Here is a 19084-nt window from a genome sequence, read left to right as displayed (position 1 = left end):
CGCGGGTCCACCGGTGCCGACTCGAAGGTGATCGCGGTGCGGACCTCACCGAGCAGCGGCTCGGGTGCGGTCACGGGCCGGCGGCCGGTGCGCGAGAGCAGGCTCCGGACTCGCCGTCGCGGTCGCCGATCCGGCCGAACAGCTCGGTCTCGACGACGCGATTGCCGAGCCACGTCGGCCACGTCCAGCTCGTCGGCGCCCCGCGCGCGGCAGCATGCCGGCCACGGCGCGGCGCGCAGAGCGGATCAACCGGATCCGATGTCCGGGAGCAGGGCGCGCAGCCGTTCCAGTAGATCGTCCACCCCGAGCCCGTCGGGCAGCGGGGTCCCGACGAGCGTGCGCAGGTACAGCCCGTCCCCGACGAGCTGGACCAGCCAGGACAGCACCGGGTCGGCGATCTCGGTGCGCAGCGCGGCCAGACCGTCGGCGTCGACGACCGCGAGCGCGTCGTGCACGCCGGGGCGCCCGTCGGCGATCCGCAGCGCGGCCAGATAGGTCCGGGTGAGCCCGCCCGGAGAGCCACCGCCGGGCGCGGAGGTCCGCAGGTAGTAGTCGATCGGGCCGCCAGGGGCGGCGCGCATCGCCTCGGCGTCGGCGGCGCTGCGCTCGCGCAGCCGGTCGAGCAGCCCCGTGGCCAGCGCGTCCTTCGACGCGAAGTGGTAGAGCAGGCCGCCCTTGGAGACCTCCGCCGCGGCGGCCACGGCGTCCAGGGTGGCGGCCGCCGGGCCGTGCTCGATCAGGAGCGTCTCGTAGGCGTCCAGGACGCGGTCACGGGCGCTCGACACGGCCGAAGTGTAGGGGATCTCACCCCGCCGCCCGGGCGGTGGCCTGGGAACATCCAGGCGAACTGTACCGTCTGGACGGTACAGTTACGGCTTCCCTTGTTCCCCCGACCCGCGCTCACGAGGCGCCGCCCGAGGACCCCGCATGACCACCACGCTGCCGCGCACCCCGGCACACCCGGCCCGTACCCGGGCCGGCCGCCGGGAGTGGCTCGCGCTCATCGCCCTGTTCCTGCCGACCCTGCTCGTCGCGATCGACAACACGATCCTGAGCTTTGCGCTGCCCGCGATCAGCACCGCGCTGGCGCCCGGCGGCACCGAGTTGCTGTGGGTGGTCGACATCTACCCGCTGGTGCTCGCCGGCCTGCTGGTCACGATGGGCACCCTGGGTGACCGCATCGGCCGCCGGAAGCTGCTGATGATCGGCGTGAGCGGGTTCGGTGTCGTGTCGCTGGGCGCGGCTTTCGCCACCGATGCCCCCCAGCTCGTCGCCGCGCGCGCCCTGCTGGGCTTCTTCGGCGCCATGCTGATGCCGAGCACGCTCGCGCTGCTGCGCACGCTGTTCACCGACCGCGAGCAGCGCCGGACCGCGCTGGCCGTCTGGGCCACCGGCTTCGCCGCCGGGGCCGCGCTGGGGCCGATCGTCGGCGGGCTGCTGCTGCAGCACTTCTGGTGGGGCTCGGTGTTCCTGGTCAACGTGCCGGTGATGGTGCTGCTGCTGGTGCTCGCCGCGCGGCTGCTGCCCGAGTCGCGGATGACCGGGCCGGGCCGGCTGGACCCGCTCGGCGTGCTGCTGTCGCTGCTTGCGATGGTGCCGCTGGTGCTGGCGATCAAGCTGGTCGCCGGGAGCGGCGTGACGCCCGCGGCGCTCGGTGCGCTGCTGGTCGCGGCGCTGGCCGGGGTGGCCTTCGTCCGGCGGGCCCGGTCGCTGGCCCGGGCAGGCCGCGAACCCGTGCTCGACGTCGACCTGTTCGCCGCCCCGGTGCTGCGCGTGTCCGCGCTGGCCAACGCGACGACGATGTTCGCGTTCACCGGCCTGCTGTTCTTCTCCGCGCAGTACCTGGATCTGGTGCTCGGCTACAGCCCGATGCGCGCCGGGTTGCTGCTGCTCCCCGGTTTCGCCGCGACCGTGGTGGCCGGCCTGCTCGCGGCCCGGCTGGCGCGCCGGTTCCCGCTGCGCACGCTGGTCCCGACCGGACTGCTGCTGGCCGCGGCCGGGTACCTGCTGTGCACCCTGCTCGGCACCGGCTCCGCGGCGGCGCTGCTGATCGCCGGGTCCGTACTGGTGGGCGCGGGGATCGGGCTGTCCGAGACGCTGACCAACGACGCGATCATGGCCGCCGCCCCGGCCGACCGCGCGGGTTCGGCGTCGGCGGTGTCGGAGACGGCCTACGAGATCGGCGCGGTGCTCGGCACCGCGGTGCTCGGCAGCGCGCTCACCGCCGCCTACCGCTCGTCGGTGCAGGTGCCGGCCGTCCTCGACCCCGCCGCCGCGGCCGCCGCACGGGAGACCCTGGGCGGCGCCGTCGACGCCGCGGCCGGGCTGCCCGTCCCGGAGGGTCCCGCCCTGCTCGCATCCGCGCAGGAGGCCTTCGCCGCCGGAGTCGACCTCACCGCCTGGCTCGGCGCCGCCGTGCTCATCGCCGTCGCGACCGTGGCCGCGCTGACGCTGCGTCGCTACCCCGCGCCCTCGCAGTGAGCCGGTGCCGGCCGGGCCCAGCGGGGCCGAGAACATCCCCGGCGACCTCATGATCGAGGCCGGGGAGGCCGAGGGCACCTGGCCGATCTGACGGCGAACCTGCTCGGCGGCGCCAACCTCCCCCAGGGTGTCCGCCCGCTCAACCGACCTCCCGGCCCGGCGGCGCACTCGTCCGTCCGCCGCCGTGCCGAACGTCTCCGGGAAGCGGGCCGGAGGGCCCCGGCGGACTCGTGACCTCCTCCTCTTGTGTCCCGGCGCAAGGAGAAAAAGGGCTGCTCCTTACGCTTCTGAATCGATTACATGATCGGTCTTGTGAGTGAGCCGACAGTTGCCGCCGGTGGGTAAACGGGTATCTCGCCGGTAGCCTCTTGACTCATCTTTCCCAGCCACATCCGGCCGGCCCCCGGCTTGGATGGGCGCAAGCATTCCCGCGGTCGGGTGATGGCCCGGCCAGCTAGGAGACAAACGAGATGACTGCAGCGACCGTGCCAGGGATCGACGACGCACCCACGACCAACGCTCGCCTGCTGTCATGGGTGCGCGAGGTCGCAGACCTGACGACGCCGGACCGGATCGTGTGGTGCGACGGTTCGGACGCCGAGTGGGAGCGCATGACGTCCCAGCTGGTCGCGGCCGGGACATTCGTCAAGCTGGACGAGGAGAAGAAACCGAACTCGTTCTGGGCTGCCTCCGACCCCAATGACGTCGCGCGGGTCGAGGAGCGCACCTTCATCTGTTCGGTCGACGAGGCCGACGCCGGGGTCACCAACAACTGGATGGACCCGGCCGAGATGAAGTCGATCATGACCGGGCTGTACCGCGGGTGCATGCGCGGCCGGACGATGTACGTCATCCCGTTCTGCATGGGCCCGGTCACCGCCGAGAAGCCGATGCTCGGTGTCGAGATCACCGACTCCGAGTACGTCGTCGCCTCGATGAAGATCATGACGCGCATGGGTGCCTCGGTGCTCCCGCTGTTCGACGGCCCGAACGGGGACGACTTCGTCCCCGCGCTGCACTCCGTCGGCGCCCCGCTCGAGCCGGGTCAGAAGGACGTTCCCTGGCCCTGCAACGAGACCAAGTACATCACCCACTTCCCCGAGGAGCGGCTGATCTGGAGCTTCGGCTCCGGCTACGGCGGCAACGCCCTGCTGGGCAAGAAGTGCTACTCGCTGCGCATCGCCTCGGCGATGGCGCGCGACGAGGGCTGGCTCGCCGAGCACATGCTGATCCTCAAGCTGATCAGCCCCGAGGACAAGACGTACTACGTGGCCGCGGCGTTCCCGTCGGCCTGCGGCAAGACCAACCTCGCGATGCTCGAGCCGACCATCCCGGGCTGGAAGGTCGAGACCCTGGGCGATGACATCGCCTGGATGCGCTTCGGCGAAGACGGCCGGCTCTACGCGGTCAACCCGGAGTACGGCTTCTTCGGTGTCGCGCCGGGCACCAACTGGAAGACCAACCCGAACGCGATGCGCACCATCGAGAAGGGCAACTCGCTGTTCACCAACGTCGCGCTGACCGACGACGGTGACATCTGGTGGGAGGGCATGGAGAACGAGCCCGCCCACGCCACCTCGTGGAAGGGCAAGGACTGGACCCCGGCCGACGGTGAGGCCGGCGAGCCGTCCAGCCACCCGAACTCCCGTTACTGCACCCCGATGGCGCAGTGCCCGGTGCTCGCGCCCGAGTGGGATGACCCGAAGGGCGTGCCGATCTCGGCGATCTTCTTCGGCGGCCGCCGCAAGGAGACCATCCCGCTGGTCACCGAGTCCCGCGACTGGCAGCACGGCACCTTCATGGGCGCCACGCTGTCCAGCGAGAAGACCGCCGCCGCGACCGGTGGGCTCGGCCAGGTCCGCCGCGACCCGATGGCCATGCTGCCGTTCATCGGCTACAACGTCGCCGACTACTTCCAGCACTGGATCAACGTCGGCAAGGGCGCGGACGCCGACAAGCTGCCGAAGATCTTCTACGTGAACTGGTTCCGCCGTGGCGAGGACGGCCGCTTCCTGTGGCCGGGCTTCGGCGAGAACAGCCGCGTCCTCAAGTGGGCCATCGAGCGGATCGAGGGCAAGGCGGCGGCCACCGAGACCGCCATCGGCTACGTCCCGACCGCCGACGCGATCGACATCGACGGCCTCGACACGCCGATCGAGGACGTCGAGGCGGCGCTGAGGGTCGACGTCGAGGAGTGGAAGGCCGAGATCCCGCTGATCGAGGAGTGGTTCGACAAGATCGGCGACAAGCTGCCGACGTCGATGCGCGACGAGCTGGAGGCCCTGAAGCTGCGTCTCGGCGCCTGAGCACGAGGACCTGACGGGGTCTGACACACCCGATCCGACCGGCCCGCCGCGCACCCGCGCGGCGGGCCGTCGTCGTGTTCGGGTCGTGGGTTTCGTGACCGCAGGAGTGCCCCACGGTCGGTGACCGTGATCTACGATTCCTCCCGCCCGGCCACCGGAACGGGGGAGGTCCACCCGATGTCACCGACGACGTCCCGGCCACCGCACGAGCGCTCCGGGCTGCAGTGGAGCTGGTGGAACCTGCTCCTGTTGGTCCCATTTCTCATGCTCGTCACGCCGTGGTTCAACTCGATCGAGCCGCAGTTGTTCGGAATGCCGTTCTTCTACTGGTCGCAGTTCGCCTGGGTGCCGGTCGGCGTGATCTGCGTGGCGATCGTCCACCTCAAGACCCGCGACGAGGCGACGACGCCCGCGGGCCCGGGCCGCCCCGACGTCGACGATCCGGCCGAGAGGACGGCGCGATGATCCAGTGGACCCAGCTCGTGGTCTTCGCGGTGCTGTTCGTGGTGGTCACCGTGATGGGCTTCCTGGCCTCGCGCTGGCAGCGCGGCGGCGACCTCGGCCACCTCGACGAGTGGGGCCTGGGCGGGCGCAAGTTCGGTTCGTGGGTCACCTGGTTCCTCGTCGGTGGTGACCTCTACACGGCGTATACGTTCGTCGCAGTGCCCGCGCTGCTGTTCGGCGCCGGGGCGACCGGCTTCTTCGCGTTGCCGTACACCGTGATCCTCTATCCGCTGGTGTTCCTGCCGGTGCTGCGACTGTGGTCGGTGTCGCGGGTGCACGGCTACGTGACCCCGGCCGACTTCGTCCGCGGCCGCTACGGCAGCGCGCTGCTCGCGTTCCTCGTCGCGATCACCGGGATCGTCGCGACGATGCCCTACATCGCGCTGCAGCTCGCCGGGCTGGAGGCGGTGCTGCGCACGATGGGGCTGAACGGGGCCGGGGTCGGCGGGCATCTGCCGCTGCTGGTCGCGTTCGTCATCCTGGCCGTCTACACCTACCAATCGGGGCTGCGCGCCCCCGCGCTGATCGCGTTCGTCAAGGATCTGCTGATCTACCTGGTGATCGTGGTGGCGGTCGTCTACCTGCCGGCGAAGCTCGGCGGCTGGTCGGCCGTCTTCGGCGCCGCCTCGCAGAAGCTCGCCCAGCCCAGCCCCGCCACCGGTGCCCCGCAGGGCTCGATCCTGCTCACGCCGAACAACCAGTTGCAGTACGTCACGCTGGCGCTGGGTTCCGCGCTCGCGCTGTTCCTCTACCCGCACTCGGTGACCGGGATCCTGGCCTCCCGCGGCCGCAACGTCATCAAGCGCAACATGATGGCGCTGCCGGCCTACTCGCTGCTGCTCGGGCTGCTGGCGTTGCTGGGCTACGTGGCCATCGCCGCGCACGTCAAGCCGATCACCAACAACGCCACCGGACGACCCGACACCAACACGATCGTCCCGGTGCTGTTCGACAACCAGTTCGGCTCGGTGTTCGCCGGTATCGCGTTCGCGGCGATCGGCATCGGCGCCCTGGTCCCCGCGGCGATCATGTCGATCGCGGCGGCCAACCTGTGGACCCGCAACATCTACAAGGAGTACCTCAAGCGCGACGCCACCCCGGCGCAGGAGGCGAAGCAGGCCAAGCTGGCCTCGCTGGTGGTCAAGTTTGGTGCGGTGGCCTTCATCCTGTTCATCGACCCGCAGTTCTCCATCGACCTGCAGCTCATCGGCGGCGTGATCATCCTGCAGACGCTGCCCGCGGTGGCGATCGCGCTCTACACCCGCTGGCTGCACCGCTGGGGTCTGGTCGCGGGCTGGATGGCCGGCATGGCCTACGGGCTGTACCTGCTCTACCTGATCCCGAACCCGGCGGTGAACCGCCAGCACTTCGGCGGTTCCGCGCTCAGGCTGGAGGAGCTGACGCTGCTGGGCTGGCACCCGTTCGCGGGCTCCCAGGTGCAGATCTACGTCGGTTTCGTGGCACTGTCGGTGAACATCGTCGTCGCGGTCGTGGTGTCGGCCCTGGCGCGGTACCGGAAGGTGTTCAACGGCACCGACCAGACCGATCCGGCCGACTACCACGCCGATGAGGGCTCGCCACGGCTGCGCCCGGTGGCCGGTGCGCTCGCCGGGCACGGTGGTGGCCGGGTGGTCGCCGGCGGCGGCAGCCCGGCGCCGGCCGGCGACTGATCCGGTGACCTGCGAAAAAGATCTTACGGTGAGTAACGGTTGGACTTAAGCCGGGCTGTGACCAGGGTAAACGTGCTGCGCCGTTCAAACGTCGAGCGGTCAATCTCACCCGGCGAGTGACATGTGAGCCGCCGTTTGGCACCCTGCGGTGTGATGAACGCCCGTTTCCGCGCTCCCTCCGCCGCTGAGAGTCACCGTCGGTCGTCCCTCGGTTGCGGATATACACCATTGGGGTGGAACATTTCGGGGTTCTGCGCGATACAACCTGTGACCGCCGGCCCGGCGGCGGCCAGGCGGAGGTGACCGAAGTGCTGGATGTCGGACCGTCGAGCAATGTCGACGACGAGGCGCATCTGACGACGTTCCTGGACCGGCTCGCCGGCGCCGGCCCGGACGAGCCCACCGCCGCAGCGCAGAAGCAGATCCGCACGAGCATCGAGGCCGGCTCCCCGCCGGCGGGGCTGCGCAGGCTGGCCGAGGCGTTGGCGGCTTCGGCCGCAGACGGCCCGCCGCCGCCGCGCCGCCCCACCGACGACCTGCCCTCCGTCGTCGCCGCCGTGGGTGAGAACAACCTCGTGGTGCTCGACGAGTTCGGGCCGGAGGCGGTCGCCGCCGCGGTCACCGCACTGCTCGTCGACGGCCGCCGCGTCGTGGTGACCGCCGCCGACCGCGCCGAGCTGATCGCGCTGCGCGACGTGCTGCCGGCCGAGGTGTACGACCGCTGCCTGGACGTGCTGCCCCCGCTCTCCCCCGCCGAGCAGCGTGAGCTGCGGCGCCTGCTGGCGACCGCGACCCCGGGGCGGCGGGCCCGGAGCGGGCAGCAGCTGCCCGCGCAGGAGGCGGTCCCCGAGATCCAGCAGGTCGGCGAGCTGTGCCGGCGCGCGCGCCGGGCGCGGGGCGGTAACAGCGCGCCGGACCTCATCCCCGGTCTGCTGGCCGGCCTGGAGCCGGAGCGCCGGACCGCGGTCACCCAGGTCGCGCGCTGTGTCGACCGGTCGCTCGAGGCGCTGCGTCCCCGGGAGAATCGGTCGTGGGCCTGGGCGTTGTTGTCCGATCTCATCTACAGCCGGCACCGCGCCACGTTCGAGCGGCTGCTCGAGGACACCGCGCAGGCGACCGCGGCGGCGGACCGGTCCCGCAACAGCCCGCCGATCACCGTTGTCGGGCCGCTGCCCGCGGAGGCGGGCGAGCTGCTGCGGCGCTACCTCGGGTTCCTGCAGTCCGGCGGCCGCGCCCGGTCCTACTTCCGCAGCGGCGTGCAGCGCGACGTGCAGCCGGTGCTGAGCCAGCTCCGCATCGGGGGTGCGATCCCCGAGACCGCCGAGCAGATCCAGCTGACGGTCGAGCACGTGGATCTCGCCGAGCGGCTGACCCGCATCGACGCGGGCTGCCGGGAGGTCGGGATCCCCGCCCCGCGCAACGCCGACGAGCTCGCCGAGCTCGCCGACGGGCTGACCGGGATCAGCGCCGCCGCGCGATCAGTGGGCGCGCTGCGTCACGACGTCCTGTTCATCCACCCGAACTCGCCGATCGCGGTCCCCGACCTCGCCACCGCCGAGCAGATCGCGACCGCGATCATCGACTACGCCGAGCACGGCTCGGTCGCCGAGGCCGAGCAGCGGCTCGACCGGCTCGCCGCCGAGCTCGCCGGCCAGGTCCCGGCGCAGATGACCGCCCCCGAGCACGAGTGGGCCGTCAACGCCGTGCGTGAGCGGGACGCGGCGGCGTACACCGCCGCGGTGGAGGCGCTGCTCGCCGCCCGCCGGGAGGTGCAGGACCAGGAGCGCTGCACCGCGCTGCTCGACCGGCTGCGGGCCAGGACCCCACGGCTGGCCGACGCCTGGGCCGCGGCCAGCGAGACCGGCTCCGGTGGGTTCGGACTGGCCTGGTTCGTCGAGGTGGACCGGCTGCTGCAGGACCTGCCCGCGGCCGACAGTGCCGACGTCGTGATGGTGTTGGGCGCGGCCGAGCTCGGCGTCGATCGGTTGCTGCTGACCGCGGTCGCCCCGCGGCTGGTCGCCGTCGTCGGCTCCGGGGCGCGCCCGCCCGCCGGCGGGCCGACCTTGCTCACCGTGCTGCAGCGGGCCGCCGCCCTGGTGATCCGGGGCCGCACCCCCGCCCAGGACACGACGGGGCGGGTCGTCCGGCTGCCCTCGGGTGCCGCCGCAGGCGGGCCGCGGGCGGTGGGCGTGGCCGGCAACCGTGGGCCGGTGGAGCAGGCGGGCGCCTGAGCCGGCCGGCTCGGTCCGCGGTCAGTCGGCTCCGGGTTCCCGGGCCGGGGGTGCGCTGACGCGGATCGCGTCTTCGATGCGGGTGAGCAGGGCCAGCGGGTCCTCCGCGGAGCCGCCGCCGTCGGGTTCCCACGCATCCGGGTCGTCGGTGGCGGCGGGCCGCCACAGCGACCAGCGGCCCGGCTCGTCGTTGCGCAACTGCGCGACCGGCGTCGAGATCCACGCTGCGCCGAGTTCGGGGAACGTCGGCGGCCGGCGGTCCAGCAGCGTCACCTGCTCGCCGGAGGTCGTGTAGCCGATCTGGCGCTGTGAGCGTTCGGCGTCGGGCACCTGATCGGCGCACCATCGGGACAGACGGACACGGATCTCCTCGGGGACCGGCATGCCGGGGATGATCCCGCGGGCAGCGGCTACCGTCGACTCCTATGAGCGAGCAGCACGCGATCAGCCGCTTCGGCGCGGTCGAACTCGAAGACATGCCGGAGGATCTCCGGGAGCGCATCGGCGCGATCGCGGAGAAGTCCGGCTTCGTGCCCAACGTGTTCCGGGCCCTGGCTCGCCGCCCGGCCGAGTTGCGCGCGTTCCTCGACTACCACGACGCGCTGATGGAACGCAGCGACGGGCTGAGCAAGGCCGAGCGCGAGCTGATCGTGGTGGCGACCTCCGGGGCGAACCACTGCACCTACTGCGTCGTCGCGCACGGCGCGATCCTGCGGGTGCGCACCAAGGACCCGGAGATCGCCGACCGGGTGGCGACCAACCCATGGGGTGTGGAGCTGAGCCCGCGGGAGCGGGCGATCGTCGACCTCGCACTGCTGATCGCGACCGACTCGGCCGCACTCACCGAGGCCGAGCTCGACGACGCGCGCGCGGCCGGGCTGAGCGACGACGAGATCTGGGACATCGGCGCCATCACCGCGCTGTTCGCGATGTCCAACCGGCTCGCCCACCTCACGGCGCTGCGTCCCAACCCGGAGTTCTTCCTGATGGGGCGGCTGCCGCGCGGGTAGGTCGGCGCGGCTCGGGAAGCGGGGGTCCGGCCGCCGAGTGCCACACCACGGTGGTCGGCGCATGATCGAACTACCGTGACGCAGCACTCGGCGTGCAGGAGCCGGGGATTCGCCGGTGGCCTCAGCGGGTAGGGGAACTCGGACAATCTGCCCGTTCGTTCGGCAGTCGAGAAGCACACGATCACCGGAGGACACAATGCCGCTGTTCAGGAAGCTCGCGACGCTGGCCGGTGCGGCCGAGGCCGCTCGCCGTTACGCCAAGAAGAACCCCGACAAGGCAGCGCGGTTCGTCGACCAGGCGGCCCAGTTCGTCGACAAGCAGACCAAGGGTAGGTACTCGGGCCAGATCGACGGCGCGGCGCGCAAGGTCAAGGACGCCGCCGGCGCCGGCCGGCCGGGTCAGGGCCGGCAGGCCGACGGCTACCCCGGCGGGTACGGCACCGATCGGGGCCGTCGCCCCGGCTCCTGACCCACCTCCGGGCTGCGGTTTCGCCACAACCTTCGAGCCGATCATGTGGTTCGGCGCGCTGCCCACAGCGCGCCGGGCGTGCCAGGATCGTGGTCACGAACACAGTTCGCTGCCGGGGCGGCCCCCTACACCGAGGTGGGGCCGTCCCGGCACGACCGGGGACGCCACGAGCGGACCGGGTCGTGACCACGAGGAGGCACCGTGTCCACACCACAGGCCTGGAACCCTGCCGATCCCCGATCCCGGCCGAGTCGCGAGCAGGTCCTCGCCGGGCTCCGGGGCACCGACGCCGGCGGTGAGGAACTCGTCCAGTTGCTGACCCCGGAGGGTCAGCGGCTGTCCGACCCTCGCTTCGACGCCTACGCCGACGACGTCGACGCGGAGTCGATCAAGGCGCTCTACCGGGACATGGTCCTGGTCCGCCGGGCCGACCGCGAGGGCAACGCGCTGCAGCGGCAGGGCCAGCTCGGCATCTGGGTTCCGCTGCTCGGCCAGGAGGCCGCGCAGATCGGTGCAGGCCGGGCGCTGCAGCCACAGGACATGGCGTTCCCGAGCTACCGCGAGCACGGCGTCGCCTGGTGCCGGGGCATCGACCCGACCGACCTGCTCGGCATCTTCCGCGGGACCGACAACGGCAGCTGGGACCCCCTGGCCACCCGGTTCAACCTGTACACGATCGTCATCGGCAACCAGTGCCTCAACGCGGCCGGCTACGCCATGGGCCAGCGCTTCGAGGGCAAGGTGGGTGACGGACCGGACGCCGAGGCGACGATCTGCTTCTTCGGCGACGGCGCCACCTCCCAGGGCGACGTGCACGAGGGCTTCGTCTGGGCCGCAGCCTACGACGCGCCCGTCGTCTTCTACTGCCAGAACAACCAGTGGGCCATCTCGGTGCCGCTGGAGCGTCAGACCCGGGTGCCGCTCTACGAGCGCGCCCGCGGCTACGGCTTCCCCGGCATCCGGGTCGACGGCAACGACGTGCTCGCCTGCCTCGCCGTCACCCGCTGGGCCCTCGAGGAGTGCCGCACCGGCAACGGCCCGGTGCTCATCGAGGCCTACACGTACCGGATGGACGCGCACACCACCTCCGACGACCCGAGCCGCTACCGGTTGGCCGACGAGCTCGAGCTGTGGAAGCTCAAGGACCCCATCGAGCGGGTGCGGGTCAACCTGGTCCGCGAGCACCACGTCGGGAGTGAGTTCTTCGACGGCGTCGCCGCCGAGGCCGACGAACTGGCCGCGCGACTGCGCGAGTTCTGCCTGGCCATGCCCGACCCGGCGCCGGACCGGATGTTCTCCGAGGTCTACACCGAACCGTCGCCGCTGGTGGAGGCGGAGCGCGCGGAGTTCCTGGCGTACCACGCTTCGTTCGAGGCGGTGGACTGATGGCGACCCTGACCATGGCGAAGGCCCTCAACGACGGCCTGCGCGCCGCGATGGAGCGCGACCCCAAGGTGATCATCATGGGCGAGGACGTCGGCAAGCTCGGCGGCGTCTTCCGCATCACCGACGGGCTGCAGAAGGACTTCGGGGAGCAGCGCGTTCTGGACACCCCGCTGTCGGAGTCGGGAATCATCGGCACCGCGGTCGGGCTGGCGGTACGCGGCTTCCGGCCGGTGTGTGAGATCCAGTTCGACGGCTTCGTGTTCCCCGGTTTCGACCAGATCGTCTCCCAGCTCGCGAAGACCCATTTCCGGTCGCAGGGCAAGGTCCGGATGCCGGTGGTGGTGCGCATCCCGTTCGGCGGTGGGATCGGCGCGGTCGAGCATCACAGCGAGTCCCCGGAGTCGCTGTTCGCGCACGTCGCCGGGCTCAAGGTCGTCGCGTGCTCGAACCCGTCGGACGCCTACTGGATGATTCAGCAGGCCGTGGCCAGCGACGACCCGGTGATCTTCTTCGAGCCCAAGCGCCGGTACTGGGAGAAGGCGGAGGTCGATCCCGGCGCGACCCCGCCGCCGTTGTTCTCCTCACGGGTGCTGCGTACCGGGTCGTCGGTCACCGTTGCCGGCTACGGGCCGCTCGTCCGGACCTGTCTGGACGCGGCGGTCGCGGCCGAGGCCGACGGCGTCGAACTCGAGGTGATCGACCTGCGCACGCTGTCACCGCTCGACCTGGGCCCGGTGTTCGACTCGGTCCGGCGCACCGGCCGGCTCGTGGTGGTGTCCGAGGCGCCGTCCGAGTCGTCGATCACCTCGGAGGTCGCGGCCCGCGTGCAGCAGGAGTGCTTCTTCTCCCTGGAAGCGCCGGTGCTGCGGGTGACCGGGTTCGACACCCCGTACCCCCCGTCGAAGTGCGAGGAGGACTACCTCCCCGATCTCGATCGGGTGCTCGACGCCGTCGACCGTTCGCTGGCCTGGTGATCCGGCATGCGACATGAGTTCCGAATGCCCGATGTGGGCGAGGGCCTGACCGAGGCCGAGATCATCAGCTGGCACGTCGCGCCGGGCGACATGGTGGCGGTCAACCAGATCATCGTGGAGATCGAGACCGCCAAGGCGGCCGTTGAGCTGCCGTCACCGTTCGCGGGCACGGTCGGCGAACTGCTGGCCGAGCCGGGGCAGACCGTCGAGGTCGGCACGCCGATCATCGCCATCGAGACCGGGGCTCCCGCGGCCGGGGCCGCCGCCGCGTCCGAGGGTGGCACGAGGATCGGGGAAGCCGGCGCGGGCAGGCGCATCCCCACCCTGGTCGGCTACGGGCCGCGGCAGGGCACGGTGACCCGCCGGCCGCGCCGGGCGGGCGCCCCGGGAAGCACGGCCCCGCCCTCCCGCGGTGATCAGCAGCTGGGCGGCGGTGGCCGTGCACAGCGCGGCTCCACGGTCCCGGACGCCGATCATGTGGACGCGAGGGGCGGGCTGGTGCCGCTGGCCAAGCCCCCGGTGCGCAAGCTGGCCCGCGACCTGGGCGTCGACCTGCACGCTGTCACCGGATCCGGACCGGGCGGCGTGATCACCCGCGACGACGTGCAGGCTGTGGCGGCGGGGGCCGCGGCCGAACCGGAAGCGGTGCCGGCACCTGCACCGGTGGCCGGCGGCGTACGCCGGGAGCCGATCCGCGGGGTCCGCAAGGCCACCGCGGCGGCCATGGTGTCCAGCGCGTTCACGGCCCCGCACGTCACCGAGTTCCTCGCCGTCGACGTGACCGCGACGATGGCGCTGCGCGACCGGCTGCGCGGTTCGCGGGCGTTCGCCGGGATCAAGCTGACCCCGCTGGCGTTCGTGGCCAAGGCGGTCTGCCTGGCCGCGCGGCGCACCCCGGAGGTCAACGCGAGCTGGGACGACGCGGCGGGCGAGATCGTCTACTACGACCGGATGCAGCTCGGCATCGCCGCGGCGACCCCGCGCGGGCTGATCGTGCCGAAGATCCGCGACGCCGACATGCTCGACCTGCTCGGGCTGGCGACCGCGCTCGGTGAGCTCACCGAGACCGCGCGGGCGGGCAGGACCCCCCCGGCGGGCCTGGTCGGCGGCACGTTCACGATCACCAATGTCGGCGTGTTCGGGGTGGACACGGGCACCCCGATCGTCAACCCGGGAGAGGCGGCGATCCTGGCCGTCGGGGCGATCAAGCCGACGCCCTGGGTGGTCGACGGCGAGCTCGCCGTGCGGACCGTGTGCCAGCTCGCGCTGTCCTTCGACCACCGGCTGGTCGACGGCGAGCAGGGCTCCCGGTTCCTGGCCGATGTCGGTGCGCTGCTGGAGGATCCGGGCATCGCGCTGACCTGGTGACACCGATTCCCACAGCCGGGAGCACGAGCGGCATCCCGTTCGTTGTACGGGTATGCCGTTCGTGCTCTTGTATCTCGTTGTCGAGATCGTCGCGCTGGTCGCCCTCGGCTCCTGGATCGGGGTGGGCTGGACGCTGCTGGTCCTGCTGGCCGGTTCGCTGCTGGGCCTGTGGCTGGCGCGGCGCGAGGGTGTGCGAGCGGCACAGGCCCTGGCCGAGGCGACGCGCAGCAGGCGGATCGCGCATGTGGAGCTGACCGACGGATTGCTGGTCGCCGCCGGTGGCCTGCTGCTGTTCCTGCCGGGCCTGGTCAGCGACCTGGCCGGCCTGCTGCTGGTGTTGCCGCCGACCCGGGCGCTGGTCCGGCAGTGGATCGTCCGGGTGGCCGAACGCCGGGCCCCGGGGCTGCGCACGGCCCGGATCCGGGCCGACGGCCCGATCGTCGACGGCGACGTCGTGCCGAGTCCCGGCCCCGCGGAGCCCACCGGCTCCGGCGACCGGTCGCGGCGGGCCCCGCTGGTCATCGAGGGCACCGTCGCAGAGGAGCCGACCGAGCGCGGTCGGGCCGCCGGCTGACCCGGCCCCGTCCGCCGGGGCGCCGAACACCGTCCGAGCGGCGAGTTCGAATTCGCGCCGGCGGACGGCCGGCCTCCCGCGGAGGTTCTTATTCGCCGCTCGGCGACGAGACGGGAACGATTTCCCCGGGGACGACGCCGTTGTTGAAGCCGGTCGCCGTCCCGGTCACGATCAATAGGGCCACAGTGCCGGCGAGAAGTGCTCGGGTCGCGGCCAGCACGCCGGCCTTTCGCTGCGACTTCTTCTGCGGATACCGCAGCGGCAGTTCGTTCCTGGTCTTTCGAGCCAGTCTGTGCTTTCCCCGGCGTCGGTTCATGAAATGCACCCCCAACGACTCGATTAGGCCAAACGAGTGTCTGCTTTCGCGGGATGCTCGCGCTACTCCGAGCGCGGATACCACCCCATCGAGAACGTGCCGGGCTCGCGTCGCAACCGTTGGTGTGTGATCGATGCCTGGAATAGGTTCGTGATCGGCATTTTCCGATCCGGGTCCACTCCACAGTGGTTCGTCACGGCGCGCCCGTTCGCCCACCGCAAGCATCCGATGCGGCGCCGGCGTGCGGCCGGCTCAGCTCAGCAGTGACCAGGACGTGGTGCAGCGGGCGGTGATCCGGACCGGCTCGGGCTCCAGGCCGAGTTCCTGCACGTCGACGGCGGCCTCGGCCCTGGCGGCCATCCGGAACGCCACCGGGGAGGCGTGGTCGGGTGCCTCGGACAGCCGGCGCAGCGGCCCGAGCAGCCCGCCCAGCGCCGCTGCGTATCCCTCGGCGCGGTCCCGGGCGTCGGCGACCGCGCGCTGCTGGGCCTCCCGGAGCGCGGCCGACGGGTCCCGGAGGGTCCAGCGTGGACCGTTGACGGCGGCGGGCTCGGTGCTGATCAGCCTGCCCAGCACATCCTCCAGCGACTCCACCTCGGTGATCAGCAGGGCGATCTCCTCGTCGGCCCGGCAGCCGGCAGTCCTGCTGCCGCGCCAGTCGGTGTGCACCCAGAGGCGGCGGTGGCGCACGGTCAGCCCGGGCCGCGACAGCACCGGCTCGGCCGCGGCGACCCGCCGGCCGAGTTCGCGGACGGCCGCGGCGCGGGTCTTGCCGGTCGCGGAGAAGCTGACGTCGATCTCGGCCTGGTCGGCCCGCTGCTCGAACCAGCCGGTGCCCTCGGTGATGATCTCGGGGCGGTCGGCCGCTCCGGGCGCGGTGGCAGTCACGCCCCTCAGCCAACCAGATCGTCTTCCCTACGGCCGTCTAGCAACCATCCAAGATCGTCCGATACAGCGGTAGCGGCGCGGTCCGAGTAACCTCGAGCGATCATGTCCGGTCCGTTGCCGCGCCTGCGCCGCCTGGTGCGCGAGGGTCGCTCGGATGCCCCGGGCCGGGCCGTCGACCTGCTCGGCCGGGTCGGGCTCGTCGGCTACGGGGTGGTGCACCTGCTCGTCGCCTGGCTGGCACTGCAGATCGTGGCCGGGGCGCTGCCACGCGGTTCGGCTGACGCGCAGGGTGCCGTGGCCGCCGTCGCGGTGACGCCCTACGGCGCGGTGGCGCTCGTGGTGACCACGGCCGGGCTGATCGCCTTCGCGGTCTGGCAGTTCACCGCGGCGGTGATCGGTTTCCGCTGGGTCACCGGCGGCGAGCGGACCCGCAAACGCGCCGGGGCGATCGCGAAGGCCGTCGCGATGGTCGGGCTGGCCACGGTGTCGGCCGGCTTCGTCGATGGCCGCGGAGCCCCGTCCGGCGACCCGGGGGCCCGGACCCTCACCGCCGACCTGCTGGCCGTTCCGGCCGGGCGCGTGCTGGTCGCGCTGGTCGCCGCGGTGCTGTTCGTGATCGCCGGGACGATGACCTACACCGGGACCCGCCGCACGTTCATGGGAGATCTCGACGTGCGCAGGCTCCGCCCTGCGGCGCGGCGGGGCATCGAGTGGCTGGGTGTCGCGGGGCATCTGTCGCGGGCGCTCGCGCTGGCCGTCGTCGGGTTGCTCATGGGCGCGGCAGCGTTCGCGTCGGATCCCCGCCTCGCCGGTGGCCTGGACGCGGCGCTGCGCGCGATCGGGGCCACCGCACCGGGCCGGGTGCTGCTGGCCGTCGTCGCGCTGGGCTTCGGTGCGTTCGGGCTGTTCTGCCTGGCCGACGCGGCGACCCGGCGCGCCTGATCCGCTCCCCCGGATCGCGAGGTATCGGGCCCTCTCGGGTTTTTCCGAGAAAGCGCGATAGTCGGCGATCGGCCTGTCTCGTGGACTCTCGGGGATCCACTAGACAGTCGTAGACACGGCGATCGCCGACACGCCGTCGCGGTCGATAGCGAAATCTAGGAACCAGGCAAGACGGCCGGATACCGTCCGATCCATGGATCCCGTGCGCAATCCCTTCGCTCCCGGCGCAGGTCAGCGGCCTCCGGAGCTGGCCGGCCGGGACAAGGAGGTCGACGCGTTCGAGATCGTGCTGGAGCGCGTGGCGCGCGGGCGCCCGGAACGCAGCCTGGTGCTCACCGGACTGCGCGGGGTGGGCAAGACGGTACTGCTCGGAGAGCTGCGCTCGATGGCGCTGCGGCAGGGCTGGGGTACCGGCAAGATCGAGGCCCGGCCGGACGCCGATCTGCGCCGGCCGCTGTCGGCGGCGCTGCACCGGGCGATCCGGGATCTCGCCGTCCGGCACCGCGCGCCCGACCGGGTCGACGCGGTGCTCGGCGTGCTCAAGGCGTTCGCGCTGCGCTCCGCGCCGGACGGTGCCAAGCTGCGGGACCGCTGGCAGCCCGGCATCGACGTGCCGGTGAAGAACGGCCGCGCCGACTCCGGGGACATCGAGATCGACCTGGTCGAGCTGTTCACCGAGGTCGCCGAGCTCGCCGCCGACGTCGGCACCGGTGTCGCGCTGCTCATCGACGAGATGCAGGACCTGCGCCCCGACGACGTGTCGGCGCTGTGCGCGGCCTGCCACGAACTGTCCCAGCTGCGCGCCCCGCTCGTCGTGGTCGGCGCCGGGTTGCCGCACCTGCCGGCGGTGCTCTCGGCGTCCAAGTCGTACTCCGAGCGGCTGTTCACGTACGCCCGGATCGGACAGCTCGACCGCGCCGACGCCGACTTCGCGCTGCTCGCCCCGGCGCAGCGGGAGGACGCCGGCTTCGACGGCGAGGCCCTCGAGTCGCTGTACGAGCGCTCCGGCGGCTACCCCTACTTCGTCCAGGCCTACGGGAAGGCCGCCTGGGACGCCGCGCCGACCAGCCCGATCGGTGCCGCGGATGTCGCGATGGCAGCCCCGGAGGCGGACGCGGAGCTCGCCGTCGGGTTCTTCGGGTCCCGGTTCGAGCGGGCCACCCCGGCCGAGCGCGAGTACCTGCGCGCGATGGCCGAGCTGACCGACGGGCATGACGAGCCGGTGGTCACCTCGAGCATCGCGGAACACCTGGCCCGGCGCGCGTCCTCGCTGTCCCCCGCGCGTGACAGCCTGCTGAAGAAGGGTCTCGTGTTCTCGGCCCAGCGCGGCCAGATCGCCTTCACCGTGCCCCACTTCGGCCGCTACCTGCTCACCCATACCTGACCGAGCGGCTGCGCCGAACGGGTGAAACCGGGGCAACCGGCCGGACGCTGTAACGCGGCGGCCCCGGTCCCCGATTCCCTGTATAGCCCCGCGGCGCTGTCGGACCCCCGACCTGGCAGCGCTGCGGGGTTTTCCATTGCCCCGGCGCTCGGCGGCCGGTCAGGGCGGGTGCGGGCGCTCGCAAGTCGGTCATCGGTGACCCGTAGCATCAACCGGGTGCCGGACCCACGATTCGAGATCCAGATGCTGCACGACCGCGTCATGATCAAGATCGTCGAGGGCGGCGGCGAACGTCGGAGCAACGCGGGAATCGTCATCCCGGCAACCGCTCAGGTCGCCAAGCGTCTGCTCTGGGGGGAGGTCTTCGGGATCGGGCAGCACGTCCGCACCGTCAAGGTGGGGGACCGGGTGCTGCTCAGCCCGGACGACCAGTACGAGGTCGAGGTGCAGGGCACTGCCTACCTGGTGATGCGGGAGCGCGACCTGCACGCCGTCGCTTCCGAGCGTATCGAGCACGGGACCGGCCTGTACCTGTGACGGCCCGGCCCCGAGGGGCCGAACCGGAGTTGTGCGGTGAAGGG

At 72.0% G+C, this 19084-nt stretch carries 18 protein-coding genes; 14 read left to right on the top strand and 4 right to left on the bottom strand.

Annotation, left to right across the window (positions count from 1 at the left end):
- Positions 1 to 245 precede the first annotated feature (245 nt).
- Positions 246 to 785, bottom strand: coding sequence for a TetR family transcriptional regulator (locus tag HF526_RS16875; RefSeq protein WP_169382410.1), 540 nt, complete (start codon positions 783 to 785; stop codon positions 246 to 248).
- A gap of 142 nt (positions 786 to 927) precedes the next feature.
- On the opposite strand from HF526_RS16875, the gene HF526_RS16870 reads away from it, so the two are divergent.
- The 5 genes from HF526_RS16870 to HF526_RS16850 all read left to right on the top strand — a co-directional run bounded on the left by HF526_RS16870 (position 928) and on the right by HF526_RS16850 (position 9192).
- Positions 928 to 2481 carry an MFS transporter gene (locus HF526_RS16870; protein ID WP_169382409.1) on the top strand — a complete coding sequence of 518 codons (1554 nt, stop codon included), beginning with the start codon at positions 928 to 930 and terminating at the stop codon, positions 2479 to 2481.
- A 470-nt stretch (positions 2482 to 2951) separates the two neighbouring features.
- Positions 2952 to 4787 (top strand): phosphoenolpyruvate carboxykinase (GTP), encoded by a 1836-nt coding sequence (locus HF526_RS16865; protein WP_169382408.1) that lies wholly within the window; start codon positions 2952 to 2954, stop codon positions 4785 to 4787.
- 177 nt (positions 4788 to 4964) lie between these two features.
- Positions 4965 to 5252, top strand: coding sequence for a DUF3311 domain-containing protein (locus HF526_RS16860; protein ID WP_169382429.1), 288 nt, complete (start codon positions 4965 to 4967; stop codon positions 5250 to 5252).
- A complete protein-coding gene (gene mctP / locus HF526_RS16855) occupies positions 5249 to 6961 on the top strand; it encodes a monocarboxylate uptake permease MctP (RefSeq protein WP_169382407.1) in 1713 nt (570 codons plus the stop codon). Before HF526_RS16860 ends, mctP begins: the two co-directional genes overlap by 4 nt.
- Positions 6962 to 7269: 308 nt before the next feature.
- On the top strand, positions 7270 to 9192 hold the full coding sequence (locus HF526_RS16850; protein WP_169382406.1) for a hypothetical protein: 1923 nt from the start codon (positions 7270 to 7272) through the stop codon (positions 9190 to 9192).
- A gap of 21 nt (positions 9193 to 9213) precedes the next feature.
- Here HF526_RS16850 and HF526_RS16845 read toward each other — a convergent pair whose 3' ends face one another.
- Positions 9214 to 9576 (bottom strand): DUF3024 domain-containing protein, encoded by a 363-nt coding sequence (locus HF526_RS16845; protein WP_169382405.1) that lies wholly within the window; start codon positions 9574 to 9576, stop codon positions 9214 to 9216.
- 41 nt (positions 9577 to 9617) lie between these two features.
- Here HF526_RS16845 and HF526_RS16840 point away from each other — a divergent pair, with 41 nt between their 5' ends.
- The 6 genes from HF526_RS16840 to HF526_RS16815 all read left to right on the top strand — a co-directional run bounded on the left by HF526_RS16840 (position 9618) and on the right by HF526_RS16815 (position 14973).
- Positions 9618 to 10202, top strand: a complete 585-nt coding sequence (locus HF526_RS16840; RefSeq protein ID WP_169382404.1) for a peroxidase-related enzyme — start codon at positions 9618 to 9620, stop codon at positions 10200 to 10202.
- 196 nt (positions 10203 to 10398) lie between these two features.
- Entirely contained in the window at positions 10399 to 10671 is a 273-nt protein-coding gene (locus tag HF526_RS16835; RefSeq protein WP_169382403.1) for an antitoxin, read from the top strand.
- Positions 10672 to 10872: 201 nt separating this feature from the next.
- Positions 10873 to 12057: a thiamine pyrophosphate-dependent enzyme gene (locus HF526_RS16830; RefSeq protein WP_169382402.1), complete on the top strand. Its 1185-nt coding sequence runs from the start codon at positions 10873 to 10875 to the stop codon at positions 12055 to 12057.
- Positions 12057 to 13031 (top strand): alpha-ketoacid dehydrogenase subunit beta, encoded by a 975-nt coding sequence (locus HF526_RS16825; protein ID WP_169382401.1) that lies wholly within the window; start codon positions 12057 to 12059, stop codon positions 13029 to 13031. Before HF526_RS16830 ends, HF526_RS16825 begins: the two co-directional genes overlap by 1 nt.
- Before the next feature lie 24 nt (positions 13032 to 13055).
- On the top strand, positions 13056 to 14399 hold the full coding sequence (locus tag HF526_RS16820; RefSeq protein WP_239028779.1) for a dihydrolipoamide acetyltransferase family protein: 1344 nt from the start codon (positions 13056 to 13058) through the stop codon (positions 14397 to 14399).
- A gap of 52 nt (positions 14400 to 14451) precedes the next feature.
- Positions 14452 to 14973, top strand: a complete 522-nt coding sequence (locus HF526_RS16815) for an FxsA family protein (RefSeq protein WP_169382399.1) — start codon at positions 14452 to 14454, stop codon at positions 14971 to 14973.
- A gap of 88 nt (positions 14974 to 15061) precedes the next feature.
- Here the strand turns inward: HF526_RS16815 and HF526_RS16810 are convergent, their stop codons facing one another.
- Together HF526_RS16810 and HF526_RS16805 are read right to left on the bottom strand one after the other, a co-directional pair.
- Complete coding sequence (locus HF526_RS16810; protein WP_169382398.1) at positions 15062 to 15289, bottom strand: hypothetical protein; 228 nt, start codon at positions 15287 to 15289, stop codon at positions 15062 to 15064.
- Positions 15290 to 15541: 252 nt separating this feature from the next.
- Complete coding sequence (locus HF526_RS16805) at positions 15542 to 16177, bottom strand: SIMPL domain-containing protein (protein ID WP_169382397.1); 636 nt, start codon at positions 16175 to 16177, stop codon at positions 15542 to 15544.
- A 102-nt stretch (positions 16178 to 16279) separates the two neighbouring features.
- Between HF526_RS16805 and HF526_RS16800 the strand changes: the two genes are divergently transcribed.
- From HF526_RS16800 to HF526_RS16790, 3 genes are all read left to right on the top strand, one after another.
- The gene (locus HF526_RS16800) at positions 16280 to 17119 is read left to right on the top strand and encodes a DUF1206 domain-containing protein (RefSeq protein ID WP_169382396.1); all 840 of its coding nucleotides are present in this window, start codon (positions 16280 to 16282) and stop codon (positions 17117 to 17119) included.
- A 193-nt stretch (positions 17120 to 17312) separates the two neighbouring features.
- Positions 17313 to 18503, top strand: a complete 1191-nt coding sequence (locus tag HF526_RS16795) for an ATP-binding protein (protein ID WP_169382395.1) — start codon at positions 17313 to 17315, stop codon at positions 18501 to 18503.
- 243 nt (positions 18504 to 18746) lie between these two features.
- On the top strand, positions 18747 to 19040 hold the full coding sequence (locus HF526_RS16790) for a GroES family chaperonin (RefSeq protein WP_211177351.1): 294 nt from the start codon (positions 18747 to 18749) through the stop codon (positions 19038 to 19040).
- The last annotated feature ends 44 nt before the right edge of the window (positions 19041 to 19084 follow it).

The sequence above is a fragment of the Pseudonocardia acidicola genome, from assembly GCF_012911935.1.
Taxonomy (GTDB): Bacteria; Actinomycetota; Actinomycetes; order Mycobacteriales; family Pseudonocardiaceae; genus Pseudonocardia; species Pseudonocardia acidicola.
Note: the sequence above shows the minus strand (reverse complement) of the source record. Positions and strands in the feature narration are given on the sequence as shown.

Coding starts and splice junctions, on each gene's coding strand:
- HF526_RS16790 (WP_211177351.1), top strand. CDS start 18,747: ATGCTGCACGACCGCGTCATGATCAAGATCGTCGAGGGCGGCGGCGAA.
- mctP (WP_169382407.1), top strand. CDS start 5,249: ATGATCCAGTGGACCCAGCTCGTGGTCTTCGCGGTGCTGTTCGTGGTG.
- HF526_RS16795 (WP_169382395.1), top strand. CDS start 17,313: ATGGATCCCGTGCGCAATCCCTTCGCTCCCGGCGCAGGTCAGCGGCCT.
- HF526_RS16865 (WP_169382408.1), top strand. CDS start 2,952: ATGACTGCAGCGACCGTGCCAGGGATCGACGACGCACCCACGACCAAC.
- HF526_RS16820 (WP_239028779.1), top strand. CDS start 13,056: ATGCCCGATGTGGGCGAGGGCCTGACCGAGGCCGAGATCATCAGCTGG.
- HF526_RS16870 (WP_169382409.1), top strand. CDS start 928: ATGACCACCACGCTGCCGCGCACCCCGGCACACCCGGCCCGTACCCGG.
- HF526_RS16845 (WP_169382405.1), bottom strand. CDS start 9,576: ATGCCGGTCCCCGAGGAGATCCGTGTCCGTCTGTCCCGATGGTGCGCC.
- HF526_RS16835 (WP_169382403.1), top strand. CDS start 10,399: ATGCCGCTGTTCAGGAAGCTCGCGACGCTGGCCGGTGCGGCCGAGGCC.
- HF526_RS16825 (WP_169382401.1), top strand. CDS start 12,057: ATGGCGACCCTGACCATGGCGAAGGCCCTCAACGACGGCCTGCGCGCC.
- HF526_RS16815 (WP_169382399.1), top strand. CDS start 14,452: ATGCCGTTCGTGCTCTTGTATCTCGTTGTCGAGATCGTCGCGCTGGTC.
- HF526_RS16840 (WP_169382404.1), top strand. CDS start 9,618: ATGAGCGAGCAGCACGCGATCAGCCGCTTCGGCGCGGTCGAACTCGAA.
- HF526_RS16810 (WP_169382398.1), bottom strand. CDS start 15,289: ATGAACCGACGCCGGGGAAAGCACAGACTGGCTCGAAAGACCAGGAAC.
- HF526_RS16860 (WP_169382429.1), top strand. CDS start 4,965: ATGTCACCGACGACGTCCCGGCCACCGCACGAGCGCTCCGGGCTGCAG.
- HF526_RS16800 (WP_169382396.1), top strand. CDS start 16,280: ATGTCCGGTCCGTTGCCGCGCCTGCGCCGCCTGGTGCGCGAGGGTCGC.